General features: G+C 71.9%; 13 protein-coding genes. 10 read left to right on the forward strand and 3 right to left on the reverse strand.

Annotated features, from left to right (window positions below):
* Positions 1 to 250: 250 nt before the first annotated feature.
* The 8 genes from CLV67_RS23910 (at position 251) to CLV67_RS23945 (ending at position 7,332) form a co-directional block, all read left to right on the forward strand.
* Positions 251 to 1,384 (forward strand): MFS transporter, encoded by a 1,134-nt coding sequence (locus CLV67_RS23910; protein WP_106322066.1) that lies wholly within the window; start codon positions 251 to 253, stop codon positions 1,382 to 1,384.
* A gap of 118 nt (positions 1,385 to 1,502) precedes the next feature.
* Positions 1,503 to 2,444, forward strand: a complete 942-nt coding sequence (locus tag CLV67_RS23915; protein WP_106322068.1) for an NAD-dependent epimerase/dehydratase family protein — start codon at positions 1,503 to 1,505, stop codon at positions 2,442 to 2,444.
* Complete coding sequence (locus tag CLV67_RS23920) at positions 2,437 to 3,588, forward strand: glycosyltransferase family 4 protein (protein ID WP_106322070.1); 1,152 nt, start codon at positions 2,437 to 2,439, stop codon at positions 3,586 to 3,588. Before CLV67_RS23915 ends, CLV67_RS23920 begins: the two co-directional genes overlap by 8 nt.
* Positions 3,589 to 3,600: 12 nt before the next feature.
* Positions 3,601 to 4,329: a hypothetical protein gene (locus CLV67_RS23925; RefSeq protein WP_106322072.1), complete on the forward strand. Its 729-nt coding sequence runs from the start codon at positions 3,601 to 3,603 to the stop codon at positions 4,327 to 4,329.
* Positions 4,326 to 4,664, forward strand: a complete 339-nt coding sequence (locus CLV67_RS52020; protein WP_106322074.1) for a hypothetical protein — start codon at positions 4,326 to 4,328, stop codon at positions 4,662 to 4,664. Before CLV67_RS23925 ends, CLV67_RS52020 begins: the two co-directional genes overlap by 4 nt.
* The gene (locus CLV67_RS23935; protein ID WP_106322076.1) at positions 4,664 to 5,752 is read left to right on the forward strand and encodes a glycosyltransferase family 4 protein; all 1,089 of its coding nucleotides are present in this window, start codon (positions 4,664 to 4,666) and stop codon (positions 5,750 to 5,752) included. Before CLV67_RS52020 ends, CLV67_RS23935 begins: the two co-directional genes overlap by 1 nt.
* Positions 5,749 to 6,519, forward strand: coding sequence for a hypothetical protein (locus CLV67_RS23940; protein WP_106322078.1), 771 nt, complete (start codon positions 5,749 to 5,751; stop codon positions 6,517 to 6,519). Before CLV67_RS23935 ends, CLV67_RS23940 begins: the two co-directional genes overlap by 4 nt.
* 9 nt (positions 6,520 to 6,528) lie before the next feature.
* Entirely contained in the window at positions 6,529 to 7,332 is an 804-nt protein-coding gene (locus CLV67_RS23945; RefSeq protein WP_346265172.1) for an aldo/keto reductase, read from the forward strand.
* Here CLV67_RS23945 and CLV67_RS23950 read toward each other — a convergent pair.
* Positions 7,321 to 8,787 carry a two-component system sensor histidine kinase NtrB gene (locus CLV67_RS23950; protein WP_106322080.1) on the reverse strand — a complete coding sequence of 489 codons (1,467 nt, stop codon included), beginning with the start codon at positions 8,785 to 8,787 and terminating at the stop codon, positions 7,321 to 7,323. The two genes, CLV67_RS23945 and CLV67_RS23950, sit on opposite strands and share 12 nt — an antisense overlap.
* Positions 8,788 to 8,885: 98 nt before the next feature.
* Between CLV67_RS23950 and CLV67_RS23955 the strand changes: the two genes are divergently transcribed.
* Both CLV67_RS23955 and CLV67_RS23960 read left to right on the forward strand, forming a co-directional pair.
* Positions 8,886 to 9,839: an NAD(P)-dependent alcohol dehydrogenase gene (locus CLV67_RS23955; RefSeq protein WP_106322082.1), complete on the forward strand. Its 954-nt coding sequence runs from the start codon at positions 8,886 to 8,888 to the stop codon at positions 9,837 to 9,839.
* Between the two features lie 46 nt (positions 9,840 to 9,885).
* Positions 9,886 to 11,061 carry a hypothetical protein gene (locus tag CLV67_RS23960; RefSeq protein ID WP_106322084.1) on the forward strand — a complete coding sequence of 392 codons (1,176 nt, stop codon included), beginning with the start codon at positions 9,886 to 9,888 and terminating at the stop codon, positions 11,059 to 11,061.
* A gap of 63 nt (positions 11,062 to 11,124) precedes the next feature.
* Here CLV67_RS23960 and CLV67_RS23965 read toward each other — a convergent pair whose 3' ends face one another.
* Both CLV67_RS23965 and CLV67_RS23970 read right to left on the reverse strand, forming a co-directional pair.
* Positions 11,125 to 12,738, reverse strand: coding sequence for a xylulokinase (locus CLV67_RS23965; protein ID WP_239166337.1), 1,614 nt, complete (start codon positions 12,736 to 12,738; stop codon positions 11,125 to 11,127).
* A 95-nt stretch (positions 12,739 to 12,833) separates the two neighbouring features.
* Positions 12,834 to 13,748 (reverse strand): aldo/keto reductase, encoded by a 915-nt coding sequence (locus tag CLV67_RS23970; protein WP_106322088.1) that lies wholly within the window; start codon positions 13,746 to 13,748, stop codon positions 12,834 to 12,836.
* Positions 13,749 to 13,753 lie beyond the last annotated feature (5 nt).

The raw sequence follows: 13,753 nt of genomic DNA on the forward strand, positions 1-13,753 counted from the left end.
GGGGGGGGGGGGGGGGGGGGGGGGGGGGGGGGGGGGGGGGGGGGGGGGGGGGGGGGGGGGGGGGGGGGGGAGGGGGGGGGGGGGGTGGTGGGGCAAGGCGAGCGGTGGAGGTAGGGCGGGCGGTGGTGGAGACGGGTCGGGCGGTGGTGGGGCAGGGCGAGCGGTGGCGGCTGGGCGGGTGGTGGCGGTAGGGCGGGCGGTGGCCGGAAAATGGGGGGAAACGGTCCACAGTGTCTGGTAGACAGGCCGGATGCCCGCACCCCGACGAGTCCTCCCGCTTGCCTGTGCCCTCGCGGTCGACATGGCCGGTAGCGGTCTGTTCCTGCCTGTCTCGCTGCTCTACTTCACCGAGGTGGCGGGCCTGCCCCTGGGAACGGTCGGCCTGCTGCTGAGCGCCGCCGGGATCGCCTCGCTGCCGGTTCCGCTGATCGTCGGGCATGTGGCACACCGGTTCCGGGCCGTCGACCGGGTGCTGGTGGCGCAGATCCTGCAGGGCGTGGCGTTCCTGGCGTACGGCTGGGCGCACCACCCGGCCACCGTCCTGGTGGTGGCGATGCTCGCCTCGATCGGGCAGCGCCTGTTCTGGTCGTCGTTCTTCTCCGTGGTCGCCGGACTGGGTGAACCGGGGGAGGACCGGCAGAGCACCGACCGCCGGTACGCGCTCACCGGCATGATCCAGATGGCGTCGACCGGTGTGGGCATCCTGGCCGGCGGGCTGGTGGTGACCTACGGCTGGTATCAGCCGGCGGTCTGGCTGAACGCGGCCACGTTCGGAGTGTCGGCGCTGTTGCTGCTGTTCGTGCCGCGGGACACGGCGACGACGGTGACCGGGCCGGCGGCAGGCGGCGGCGGTTACCGGGCGATGCTGCGGGACCGGCCCTACCTGCTGCTGATCGCGGTGAACACGGTGTTCGCGCTGTGCAGCGTGTTCATCGGGGTGGCCGTGCCGGTCTACCTGATCGACGCGCTGCCCGCACCGCACTGGCTGGTCGGTCCGCTGCTGGCCGTCAACACGGTGCTGCTGGCGACCGGCCAGGCGCTGGCCGTCCGCCTGGTCCGGCCGCTGTCCCGCTCGCGGGGACTGGTGCTGGCCGGTGTGCTGTGGGTGGTCTGGGCGCTGGTGTACGCGGGCGCGGTGAAGATCCCGGGCGCGGTGCTCGTCCCGTACCTCATGGTGGGGTTGATCTTCTTCGCCGCCGCCGACCTGATTCATGCGCCGCTGTCGAACGCGTTGTCGGCGGCTGCCGCCCCGGCCGCGCAGCGGGACCGCTACCTGGCGGTCTACCAGTACTGTTTCGCGTTCGCGAGCATCCTGGCGCCGACGTTCTTCACCGCGCTGTACGCCCGCGGCCCAGGGTGCCGTGGCTGGCGCTCGCCGCCGTGACCGCCGTCGCCACCGTGGCGGTCCATCTGTTGGACGCGCCGCTCACAGCCAGGGAGAAGGCCGACACGCTGGCCCGGCCGGCGGGCTGATCGCGCGCGGCCGTCGGTAGAGTGCCGGGGTGCGGACGGTGGTGACGGGTGCGGCGGGCTTCATCGGCAGCCACGTCGTGCCCGCCCTGATCGCCGACGGCCACGACGTGGTCGCGGTCGACGCGCCCGGCCGGGCCGCGTTCCCGGCAGCGGCTGCCGCCAACGTCGCTGCCCTGGCCCGTGACGGCATCACCCTGACCGAATGTGATCTGGTCACCGACGACCTCGCGCCGCTGCGGGACGCCGACGTGATCCTGCACCTGGCCGGGCGTCCCGGTGTGCGCAGCTCGTTCGGGCCGGGTGAGGCGGACGCCCACCGGGACAACGTGATCGCCACGAGGCGGCTGCTCGATGTCCGCGCCGGACGGTTGGTACTGGCTTCCAGCTCGTCGGTCTACGGCGACGCCGGGCACCCGTGCACCGAGGACGACCCGGTCGACCCGCGCAGCCCCTACGCCCGGTCCAAGGCCGAGGCCGAGCGGCTCGTCGTGGCCGCCGGTGGCGTCGTGCTGCGCTACTTCTCCGTCTACGGGCCGCGGCAGCGCCCGGACATGGCATTCCACCGGTTCATCGAGGCCGCCCTCGACGGCTCGCCGGCGCCGCTCTACGGCGACGGCGGGCAGAGCCGCTCCTTCACCTACGTCGGCGACGTGGTCGACGCCACCGTCCGGGCGGCGCGGGCGCCGCTGCCACCGGGCACGATCCTCAATGTGGGCCATCCGGTCACCGTCCGCGTCCGGGACGCACTTCATCTCATCGGTACGCTGCTCGGCGCACCGCCGCCCACGGTGCCCAAGGACCCGGCCCGCGGTGACGTGCGGCGCACCTGGGCCGGCACCGACCGCGCCGCAGCACTGCTCGGCTGGACCGCCGCCACCGGCCTCGACGAGGGTCTGACCAGCCAGATCGCCTGGCATCGAGCCCGCCGGGACGAGCAGAGCCGAGCCCGCCCGGGAGAGCATCATGGCTGACGGCCACCGCGCAGCGTACCTCGCGTTCGACCGGTTCCCGTCGGCCAAGGGCTCGGCCGTGCACATCCGGCACATGGCCGCGGAGCTGTTCGAGCGCTACCAGGGCGGGCTGCTCTGCGTGCTCGGCGGCGGTGACCTGCCCGCGTACCAGCGCGAGGGCGGCGTCGAGATCGTCCGCTTCACCGAGGTCGTGCCGAACCTGCTCGACCGCGCCGAGGCGTTCTCCGCCTGGGCCGCCGAGCAGCTGGCCCCGCACCGGGACACGCTCGAACTCTGCCACGTCCGCGACCCGTGGAGCGCGCTGCCCGCCATGACCACCGGCGCGACGATGGTCTACGAGGCGAACGGGCTGCCGTCGATCGAGCTGCCGTACGCCTGGCCGCATGCCGCCCCGGCGACCCTCGCGAAGGTCCGCGAACTGGAGCGCCACTGTCTCGCACGGGCCGCGGCGGTGGTCGTTCCGTCGTACGTCATCAAGAATGCCGTGACCGATCGCGGCGTGACCCCGGACCGCGTGCATCTGGTCCCGAACGGCGCCGACCCGGCACCGGCCGACGTGCCGCGCCCACCGGACGCGCCGGGCCGATATCTGATCTACGTGGGCGCGCTGCAGCCGTGGCAGGGCGTCGACGTGCTGCTGCGCGCGTTCGCCAGGCTCGCCGACCTGACCGATCTCGATCTGGTGATCTGCTCGTCGGTGTCGCCGAACCGGGCCCGTCCGCTGCGCCGGCTCGCCGACCGTCTCGGCGTCGCGGAGCGGGTGCGCTGGCACTACCAGCTGCCGCACGACGACATCGCGGGCTGGCTGGCGCACGCCGAGCTGTCGGTGGCGCCGCTGACCGCCTGCGACCGCAACGTTGAGCAGGGCTGCAGCCCGATCAAGGTGTGGGAGTCGATGGCGGCCGGGACCGCGGTCGTCGCCTCCGACCTGCCGGTGGTCCGCGAGGTGCTGGGGGAGTACGGCCGGCTCGTCCCGCCGGACCGTCCGGCCGAGCTGGCACGGGCGATCCGGGTGCTCCTGGAGTACCCGCAAGTGTGCCGTGACCTGGGAGAAAACGCCCGAAAGCACGTGCTGGCGGGGTTCACGTGGAAACATGCGCGGGCTCGTCTCGCCGACGTCTATGACCTTGTCGTACGTCACTGATAGGTTCCGGTCATGTTCTGGCGCAAGCAGAAAGCCGCGATAGCGGGGTTCCCTCCGCTGCACCAGGCTCTCATCCACGAGCGCGGCTTCACCGCCACGATGCCGGCCGACGCCTGGACGGCTCTGGCCGCGAGCCTCGGCCGGCACACCGCGCTGGTGCGCCGACCGAAATGGGCGCTTCCCCGGCGTACTCTCGATGTGCTCGTGCCCCTGCTCCAGGAAGTCTGCTCGGACCTGGGGCGCAAGGGCATGCTGACGGTGACCGCCGACCTGCGCGGCCCGCAGGCGCCCGGCAAGACCACGCCCTCGCGCGACCTGCAGGTCCGGCCGCCCGTCAAGTCGGCCGTCGAGACGTGGACGATCGACCCCTGGCTGCGGCTGCGCGCCGAGCTGCGTGACGGCAGCGTGCTGGACGTCCTCGTCGTCGACCGCGAGCGCACCCGCCGGGTCACCAAACGCAACCCGCGCGGCAAGACCAAGGTCAAACGCAAGACCAAACAGGTGCAGATCATCAAGGTACGCCGCAGGCTGCCCGAGAACGGCGCGAGCGTGCGCCCGCCCACCGCGCCGCCACGCTGGATCACCGTGCACGTCCGCGAGGGCCGCCGCCGCAGCATCCTGGCCGGCGCCAAGATCGACCGGATGCCGAACAGCGCCGAGGAGCAGCTCGACCGCATCCTCACGGTCGCCACCGAACCGTTCCGCTGGACCCCGCAGACCACCGCCGGAGGCGCCCGATGACCCCCTGCGCCGTCACCACCGGCTTCTTCACCCTGGGCAAGTGCGGCACGATGGCCGTCGCCGGCTGCCCGAGCTGCGGCCGCGCCCTCTGCGCCGACCACGTCACCGAGGGCGGCCTGTGCCCCGAGTGCGCCGCCGCGAACAACCGGTTCGGCCACCCCGCCGCCGTCGCCGCCTACCGCCGCCGGGCGTACCGGCATCGCAGCGCGGGCGTCTATCAGGACACGGTCTGGTACACCGGCTTCGACTCCTACGACCGGGCCGCCTTCGATCCCGGTGCCGCGGCCTCGCAGGACTATCTCGACGACGGCGACGACGCCCTGGTGGACAGTTGATGCGGGTCCTCTGGATCACGGAGAATTTTCCGCCCAGCCCCGGAGGCATGGCCACCTCCTGCGACCGGATCGTCCGCGGCCTGCGCGCCGCCGGCGTCGGCGTGGACGTGGTGCATCTGAGCCGCCGCACCACCGCCCAGCGGGTCACCGGTGTGCGGACCGTGCCGCTCGGTGAGGACCCGGAACACGCGTTGCGCCTGCTCTGGACCACGCTCGCCCCCGAGATCGGCCGTTACACCCACGTCGTCGCGTTCGGCGGCACCTATCCGATGCTCGCCGCTCCCGTCTACGCGAGGTGGGCGGGCCTGCCCCTGATCACCCTGCTGCGCGGCAACGACTTCGACACCGGCATGTTCTCGCTGCGCCGCCAGCCGGTCGTCCTCGAGGCGCTGCGCACCTCCGCCCACGTCTGCGTGGTCGCCGCCTCCACGGAACCGCTGGTCCGCGCGCTCGCCCCGGCCACCGGAGTCACGTGGGTCGCGAACGGCATCGACACCGCCGACTGGCAGATCCTGCCGTCCGAACGCGGCAGGGCCGCCGACTGGCGCGCCGCGAACGTCAGTCCCGGCCGGCGCACGCTCGGCATGATCGGCCAGCTCAAGAACAAGAAGGGCGTACGCCTGCTCCTCGAAGCCCTCTACACCGGCGGTCAGGCGTCCCGCTTCCACGTCGTCCTGGCCGGTGAGCTGGAACCCGGCATCGAGTCGCTGCTGTCCGACCTCGAACACACGGTCCTGCCCTTCCAGGACCGGTACCAGCTGCTCGGCGTCTACGCGTCCTGCGACCTGGTGGCCCTGCCGTCCTTCTACGACGGCCTGCCCAACGTCGCCCTCGAGGCTGCCGCGCTCGGCACCCCGCTGCTCACGTCCGACGCGGGTGGCCTGGCCGACCTCGTCACCGGCGACATCGGCTTCCGCTTCCCGGCCGGCGACCCGCACGCCTGCCGCGCCGCCGTCCACCGTGCGGCCCTGGCCAACGACGACGAACTGGCGGCGATGGGGTCGGCCGCCGCAAGACGCGTCCGCGAACGTTTCGACGTGGCAGCGGAGACCGAGGCGTACCTGAAGGTGCTGGCAGCCGCACGGTGATCGTCTGCTACGCCCAGGGCGGCGGACTCGGCCACCTCACGCGTATCCGCGCCTACCTGCACACCGTCCATGCCGACTCGCCTGCCACGATCCTGAGCACGTCGCCGTTCACGGCCGACCCGCGGATCCTGGGCCCGCATCGGCTGCTGCCCGCCGCCGCGCTGCCGGACCTGCGCCCGTCCGTCCTTGTCGTCGACGCCTTTCCGGCCGGTCTCGACGGTGAGCTGCGGGCGTCGTCGGTTCCGCCCGGTGCACGGACCGTCCATCTGGCCCGATTGCTGCGCTGGGACGCCTATCGGCGGGTGCTGCCGCCCGACCCGATCCGGTTCGACGAGGTCCGGACTCTGGAGCCGCTCTCCGGCGAGCACGCCGCCTTCCTCGGCCCCGGCGACCCGCTCGCCCTCGGGGATCCGCCCGCCTCCGCTGCCGAGATCCCCGACGGGTCCTGGTTGATCGTCCACTCCGGCCCGGCGGCGGAGATCGACGACCTCATCGGGTACGCACGTGACTGCGCCTCAGCCGAAGGCCACCACCCGCGTCTCGTCCTGGTCGCACCTCACCGCCCACCCGGCCTGCCGTCCGACGTCGCGCACGTCGACTCGTACCCGGCGTGGCCCCTGTTCGCCGGCGCGGCCCGGATCATCTCGGCGGCCGGTTTCAACATCGTCCGCCAGACCGCTCCGTGGCGGGGGAAGCACCTGATGCTGCCCTTCCCGCGCCGCTGGGACGACCAGTTCGCCCGGGCGGCCCGCGCGCGCCGCTGTTAGCGTGCCCCCGTGACGACATTCCGGTTCGACGCGGATCTCGAAGTGCGGCGGCTCGGGTTCGGGGCCATGCACCTGACCGCGGACCCGGCGGTGGCCCGGCGGGCCGTCGAGCTCGGCGTCAACCTGATCGACACGGCCTTCCTGTACGGCGGAGGCGCCAACGAGGAGCTGCTGGCCGAAGCCCTGTACCCGTACCCCGCCGGGCTCCTCCTCACCACCAAGGTCGGCGTCGCCCGCACGGGCCCGCAGGGGGAGTGGAAGCTCGACGGCCGCCCCTCGGTGCTGCGCGAGCAGGTCGATCAGGCGCTGCGCCGCCTGCGCGTCGACCGGATCGAGCTGCTCCAGCTGCACCGGATCGACCCGGACACCCCGCTCGCCGACCAGGTCGGCACCCTGCGCGACCTGAGGGACGAGGGCAAGATCGCCCGGATCGGCCTGTCCGAGGTCACCGTCGCCCAGCTCGCCGAGGCCCGGGCGATCGTGGATGTGGCCAGCGTGCAGAACCGGTACAACCTGCTGGACCGCGAGCACGAACCGGTCCTCGAGGCCTGCGAGCGGGCCGGCATCGCGTTCCTGCCCTGGCGGCCGGTCGCCGCGGGCGACTCCGGGAAGCGGGCGGAGATCTCCACCGTGGCGGCGCAGACCGGCGCCACGGCGACCCAGATCGCGCTGGCCTGGCTGCTGGCCCGCTCCCCGGTCATCCTGCCGATCCCCGGCACCGCCAGGATCGACCACCTGGAGGAGAACCTCGCCGCCGAGCGGATCCGTCTCACGGAGGCCCAGCTGGCCCTGCTGGACCGCTCAGCCGAGTAGCTCCCGGACGAGCGGTTCGGTGACCAGGGGGTCGGTGGCGAGGGGCAGCAGGATGACGAACGTGGTGCCGATGCCGGCGGCGGACTCGACGGTGATGTGCCCGCCGGCGTCGGACACGATGCCGTAGACGGTGGAGAGGCCCAGCCCCGTGCCCTTGTCGGCGGGCTTGGTGGTGAAGAACGGCTCGAACAGCCGGTCGCGCACCTCGGGCGTCATCCCGGTGCCGGTGTCGCTGACGGTCAGCCTGGCGTACGGGCCCGGCGTCACCGGGTTGCGCGGACCTGCTCGTACCTCGGTCAGGTCCGCCTCGATCGCGACGGTGCCGCCGTCCGGCATCGCGTCTCGGGCGTTGATCACCAGGTTGAGCAGGATCTGGTCGAGCCGTCCGCGGTTGGCGCGCACCGGGATCGGGCCGGGGTACCCCTGGCAGACCAGCTGGATTCCGCAGCCGATGCCGCGGCGCAGCAGCTCGCCGGCCTCCTGGGTGACGTCGTTCAGGTCGACGGTTTCGACCTGGGTGGGCTCGCGTTTGGCGAACAGCAGCAGCTGGTCGACGAGCGAGCCGGCCCGGTCGGCGGCGTCGCGGATGCGGGCCAGGTCGGGTGCCCCGTCGGGGGTCACCTCGTCGGCCAGCAGGTCGGTGTAGTTGACGATGATGGCGAGCATGTTGTTGAAGTCGTGCGCGACACCCCCGGCAAGGTGACCGAGGCTCTCCATCCGTTCGGCGCGCGACCGCCGTTCCGCCTCCAGCCTCTCCTCGTCCTCCCGTTTCTTGCGCTCCGAGATGTCCCGTTCGGTGGCCGCGACGGCGACGACCGCGCCGGACGCGTCGCGGATCGGTGACACCGCGACCGAGACCAGCACCTCGCTGCCGTCGCGGCGGATGCGACGCACCTCGTCGAGGCGGATGTGCCGGCCGGCGGCGAGGTCGGCCATCGTCTGGTCCATGACCCGGACGCGTTCCGGCGACAGGAGCCGCCGCACATCCGTACCGATGGCCTCGTCCGCCGTGTATCCATAGAGGTGTTCCGCGCCGACGTTCCAGGCCGTGATGGTGCCGCCGAGGGTGCTCACGACGATCGCGTCCGACGACTGCGCGGCGAACGCGGCGAGCAGGTCGCGTTCCCGGGCGGCGTCGGCGGCGCCGTCCAGCAGGGCCCGGCGGTGCCGGGTGATCGCCCAGCTGATCCCGGTGACGGCGGCCATGACGAGCAGGCGCAGGATCTGGTCGAGGGTGCCGAGCAGGCCCTGCCAGGTGGAGATCGCGAAGGCGGCGGCCAGCGCGTAACCGCCGACGCCCAGCACGCAGGCGGGGCTGCTCGAGGCCATGGCGAGCGCCGGTCCGAGTGCCAGCATGCCGAAGGTGAGCATCCGCGGCGGCGAGATCGCCGACAGGACCGCCAGCACTGTCACGGTCGCGACGGACGCCCAGAGGTACGACCGCAGGACCCTCATCACGTGGACCCTTCTACAACGAAAGTGCCGATTTACGGCATCCTCCCGTCACAGACTAGTCCCGGCAGGGCGGGCGAGCGGGTGCTAACAACGTAGGGATGAGAGCGATGGTGTACGACCGGTACGGCGGGCCGGACGTGCTGCGGGTGGAGGACGTGCCGACGCCGTCGCCGGCCGCCGGGCAGGTGCTGATCCGGGTGGTGGCGACCTCGGTCAACCTGAGTGACTGGGAGTGCCTGCGGGGCTCACCGGCGTACGCGCGGATCGGCGGGCTGCGAACTCCGGCGCGCCGGATCCTGGGCTCGGACATCGCCGGCACGGTCGAGGCGGTGGGCTCCGGTGTCACCCGCTTCCGGCCCGGTGACGAGGTGTACGGCGACAATCTCGCTCTCAAGGGTGGCTTCGCCGAGTACGCGGTCGCGCCCGAGCACGTGCTCGCGCCGAAGCCACCCGGGCTGGGATTCGCCGAGGCGGCCACGGTCCCGCAGGCCGGAGTGATCGCGCATCAGGGTCTCGCGGGTGTGGCGGCCGGTCGGCACGTCGCGATCAACGGTGCCGGCGGCGGTTCCGGCGCGTTCGCGATCCAGCTGGCGAAACGGCTCGGCGCCGAGGTGACCGGCGTGGACAACGCGGGCAAGCTCAACTTCATGCGGTCGCTCGGCGCGGACCACGTGACCGACTACCGCAGCGAGGACTTCACGCTGCGTGGACCGTACGATCTCATCCTTGATCTCGTCGCCCATCGTTCGGTGTTCGCCTACCGCCGGGCGCTGGCGCCCGGTGGCCGATATCGGTGTGTCGGCGGATCGGTGCGCACGCTGCTGCGGGTGCTGACCGCCGGTTCCGCACTCGGCCTGCTGACCGGCCGCCGCCTGGGCGTGCTGGCGGTGAAGCAGGGCCCCGAGTCGTTCGCGCCGGTCGCCGAACTGTGCGCGAGCGGCGTCCTGGCCGTGCACATCGACCGCACGTTCCCCCTCGACGAGGCGCCGCAAGCGCTCGCGCACGTCGGCGAGGGCCGGGCACTCGGCAAGGTCGTCGTCCGGGCGAGTTGAGCAGATAATCCGGAAAATTCGGGATTATCCCGCCTACCTTGGGCCGATGAGACGAATCATCGCGCTGACCTGCCTCGTTCCGGCTCTGGTCGGGGCCGTGATCGCCGGCACGGCCGCCGCCACCACTGTCAACAGCGGGGCAGCGCCGGTGCCTGCCGCGTCGCCGCCGCTCGGCGACGACTACTACGTGGCGTCGGACATGATGAAGGGCCTGCCGAAGATCGACGAGCTCCCCGAGGGCTACACCTTCGCCGGCGACGGTGGCGACTCGACCATGCAGCTGCCCGTCTTCAACTCCGACGTCTGCGGTGGTATGAGCAGCAGCATCTGGGGCCCTGTCACGTCGGTCCACCGCGAGTTCTGGCACCGCGACGGCGGCAAGCTGCGGATCGAGATCACCGCGAACGGCCGCGACTTCGCCGCCGGGGTCGTCAGGGACACCGCCGAAGCGCTCACGAAGTGCCCGGTCGTGAACGACGAGTCCGGCGGCGTCACCCGGCACGCGAAGCTGCCGCTGCCCGCGCTCGGTGACGCCTCGGCGGGACTGGACTCGATCACCGGAGACAGTCGCACGCGTACCGCCGTCGTCGCGTGGGGTCCGGTTTACGTCGGCGTCGAGGAGACCGGCACCGACGCCGGCGGCGAGGCGCGATTCGCCGACATCGTGAAGACCACGGCGACGACGGTCGTACGGATCGCCGCGGGCCCGTCAGCCGACGAGCTCAAGAGCGGGCTGGTCGAGCTGAAGGACCTGCCGGAAGGGTTCCGGGTCCTCAGCGAGCGCACCGCCGACAACAAGGAGTTCTTCAAGGAGTACGACTGCCGCGGCGAACTGGCCGGCCACGGCACACCGGGCGTCGCGGTCCAGCGCACCTTCGCCAAGGGCGGCGACGACACCCCCGTCGTCGAGTCGGTGGTCGGCACCACCCACGAGGGACAGGCCCTCGTCGGCGCGATCCGGCAGCGGCTGTCCACATGCCCGGCCATCACCGACGACTTCTGGGGCGAGCGCGTCGTCGCCCGCCTGAACGTCCCGGCCACCGACATCACGATCGAGGGCATTCTCTACAAGGACGATCCGGTACGGGCGCGCGCCGTGTTCGTCTACCGCGACATCTGTGCCGAGGTCTGGATCACTCAGGTCCCCGGCCTGACGATGGAACAGATCGAGAAGATCGTCGAGAACGCTCTCGGTGGCGTCTTCGACGTCTATCACGGCTGAAGGCGTTGTATCACGGCTGAAGGCTGAGGGCGGTGCGGGGACGGGCCCCGCACCGCCGGACGATCAGCTGTGCTCGACCGCTGCCCGCTCGATCGGCAGCGCCGCCACGTACCGCTGCATGAACGCGTTGAACCCGGCCACGTCCTCCGGGTCCGGGGTGGCGGTGTCGAGCCGCGCGTCCGCGAACACCGTGGTGTTCAGGAAGTCCGCGAGGCTCTGGCCCGGCTGCTTCGCCGTCACGAAACCGGCGAGCACCGCGATGCCCCAGGCACCACCCTCGGCGGCCAGGTCACCGACCGACACGGGCGTGTCGATCGCGGCCGCCAGCAGCTTCTGCGCCACGCCCTCGGTCTTGAACAGGCCGCCATGCGCGAACATGCTGTCCAGCTGCACCGACTCGGCCTTCTGCAGCACGTCCATGCCGATGCGCAGCGTGGCCAGGGCCGAGTAGAGCTGGGTCCGCATGAACGAGCCGAGGCTCAGCGAGCTGCCCGGCTCCCTCAGGAACAACGGCCGGCCCTCGTGCAGCTTCGTGATCGGCTCACCGGACAGGTAGTTGAACGCCATCAGCCCGCCACCGTCGGCCGCACCGGTCAGCGCCGACCTGAACAGCGTCTCGAAGACCTGCCCGCTGGAGGCCGAAGCGCCGAGCGCCGTCGCGAACTCGCCGAACAGCCCCGCCCACGAGTTCAGTTCGCTGGCGCCGTTGTTGCAGTGCACCATCGCCACCAGATCACCGGCCGGCGTCGTGACCAGGTCGATCTCGGGGTGCATCCGGCTCAGCGGGCCGTCCAGCACGATCATCGCGAAAATGCTGGTGCCGGCGCTGATGTTGCCGGTCCGCCTCGCGATCGAGTTGGTGGCGACCATGCCCGTGCCGGCGTCACCCTCCGGCGGGCAGAGAACGGCGCCCGGCTGCAGGGTGCCGCTCGGGTCGAGCAGCCGCGCACCGGCCTCGGTGAGCGTGCCGGCCTGCTCGCCGGCGGGCAGCACGGCCGGCAGCAGCTCGGCCAGCTTCAGCGGCACCCGGCCGGCGGCCAGCTCGTCGAACTGACCCAGCATCCGCGCGTCGTAACCGCCGGTCGCGACGTCGATCGGGAACACGCCGCTCGCGTCGCCGACGCCGAGGACCTGTCGGCCGCTGAGCTTCCAGTGCACGTAGCCGGCCAGTGTGGTGACGTGGGCGAGCCGTTCCAGGTGCTCCTCGCCGTTGAGCACGGCCTGGTAGAGGTGGGCGATGCTCCACCGGTGCGGGATGTTGTAGCCGAACAGCTCGCTGAGCTGCTCGGACGCGTCACCGGTGTTGGTGTTGCGCCAGGTGCGGAACGGTGTCAGCAGCTCACCCTCGCCGTCGAAGGCCAGGTAGCCGTGCATCATCGCGGAGACGCCGAGCGCGCCGACCGTACGCAACTCGGTGCCGTACTTGTTCCGGACGTCCTCGGCCAGCGCCGCGAAGCAGCCCTGCAGCCCCTCCCAGACCGCTTCGAGGGAGTAGGTCCAGACGCGGTCGACGAACTGGTTCTCCCAGTCGTGGGCCCCGACCGCGATGGCCGCCTGGTCGGGGCCGGTCAGCACAGCCTTGATCCGCGTGGATCCCAACTCGATCCCGAGCGCGGTCCGGCCCTCTTCGATCGCTTCGCGCAAGCCGGCCGGCGGCCGTGCATCCGTGTCAGTCATGGTCATGTCATACCGCACGCCAACCAGTGGACGAGACCGACCCGGGTACATGTCTGATTTTCTTGCAGCGCTGCAAAGTTTGTTTACTTCCCGTCCTACCTCCAGGGCAGCGCGGCCCGCGTCCGCCAGTAGTCCTCACTCGGCTCGGCGAGGCGCTCCAGCCCGGCGGTGTCGAGCGAGACCGAGGCCGCCCGCAGGTTGGAGGAGAGCTGCTCGCCGGTGACGGCACCGGACAGGACGACCGTCACCCACGGCTGATGCAGCACGGCGGCCAGCGCCGTCACATCCGGCTCCGGCCCCAGCTCAGGATGTGCGGCCAGCCGCCCGTTGGCCAGCGCCTCCTTGACGATCACCGCACGTCCCGCCGCGTGCGCCTCGGCCAGGGCCGGTCCCGCGCTCGTCTCCAGCAGGTTCCAGGTGGCCTGCACACTGCGGAACAGCGCAACCCCGTCCACCTCGACCTCGAGCGCCGCGCGGATCGCGTCGGCCTGGCCCGGGCCGCTGGTCGACAGACCCACCACGGCGCCCTGATCGGCGAGGCGGCGATGCAGCTCCCGGTCGGTGAGCGCCGGGCTGTCCGGAGTGACCGAGTGGACCTGGTAGAGCTTGAGACGCTCACCGAGCAACTCCCGGCTCTCCCGCAGCTGCCGGTCGAACGCGTCGACGCTGTGTTCCTTCACCTCGTGCACCTCGGCGGTGACCCGCCAGTCCGCGGTGTAGGTGTAGCCCCACTTGCTGCCGGCGACGGCCTCGTCATGACCGGGCAGCCAGCCGGCCAGAAACTCCTCGGCGCGGCCGTAGGAGCGGGCCACATCGAAATACCGGACCCCTGCCGCGTACGCCTCGTCGAGCAACCCGTGCGCCCGCTCCCGCATGGCCGTCACGGTGCGTGCGGACGGCAGATCCCGGTCGCGGCCGAGCGTGATGTAACCCGGGCGGCCGACCGCGGCCAGTCCCAGTCCGATCCGCGCCACACCGGTCAACCCGTCGAAGAGTTCCACAGCCGTCATCCAAC

Source organism: Actinoplanes italicus (assembly GCF_003001815.1).
Classification (GTDB): domain Bacteria; phylum Actinomycetota; class Actinomycetes; order Mycobacteriales; family Micromonosporaceae; genus Actinoplanes; species Actinoplanes italicus.

Bases quoted from the DNA above. Each gene is read 5' to 3' on its own strand.
- CLV67_RS23935 (WP_106322076.1), top strand. From the start codon at position 4,664: ATGCGGGTCCTCTGGATCACGGAGAATTTTCCGCCCAGCCCCGGAGGC.
- CLV67_RS23965 (WP_239166337.1), bottom strand. From the start codon at position 12,738: ATGACTGACACGGATGCACGGCCGCCGGCCGGCTTGCGCGAAGCGATC.
- CLV67_RS23955 (WP_106322082.1), top strand. From the start codon at position 8,886: ATGAGAGCGATGGTGTACGACCGGTACGGCGGGCCGGACGTGCTGCGG.
- CLV67_RS52020 (WP_106322074.1), top strand. From the start codon at position 4,326: ATGACCCCCTGCGCCGTCACCACCGGCTTCTTCACCCTGGGCAAGTGC.
- CLV67_RS23950 (WP_106322080.1), bottom strand. From the start codon at position 8,787: ATGAGGGTCCTGCGGTCGTACCTCTGGGCGTCCGTCGCGACCGTGACA.
- CLV67_RS23910 (WP_106322066.1), top strand. From the start codon at position 251: ATGCCCGCACCCCGACGAGTCCTCCCGCTTGCCTGTGCCCTCGCGGTC.
- CLV67_RS23960 (WP_106322084.1), top strand. From the start codon at position 9,886: ATGAGACGAATCATCGCGCTGACCTGCCTCGTTCCGGCTCTGGTCGGG.
- CLV67_RS23920 (WP_106322070.1), top strand. From the start codon at position 2,437: ATGGCTGACGGCCACCGCGCAGCGTACCTCGCGTTCGACCGGTTCCCG.
- CLV67_RS23925 (WP_106322072.1), top strand. From the start codon at position 3,601: ATGTTCTGGCGCAAGCAGAAAGCCGCGATAGCGGGGTTCCCTCCGCTG.
- CLV67_RS23970 (WP_106322088.1), bottom strand. From the start codon at position 13,748: ATGACGGCTGTGGAACTCTTCGACGGGTTGACCGGTGTGGCGCGGATC.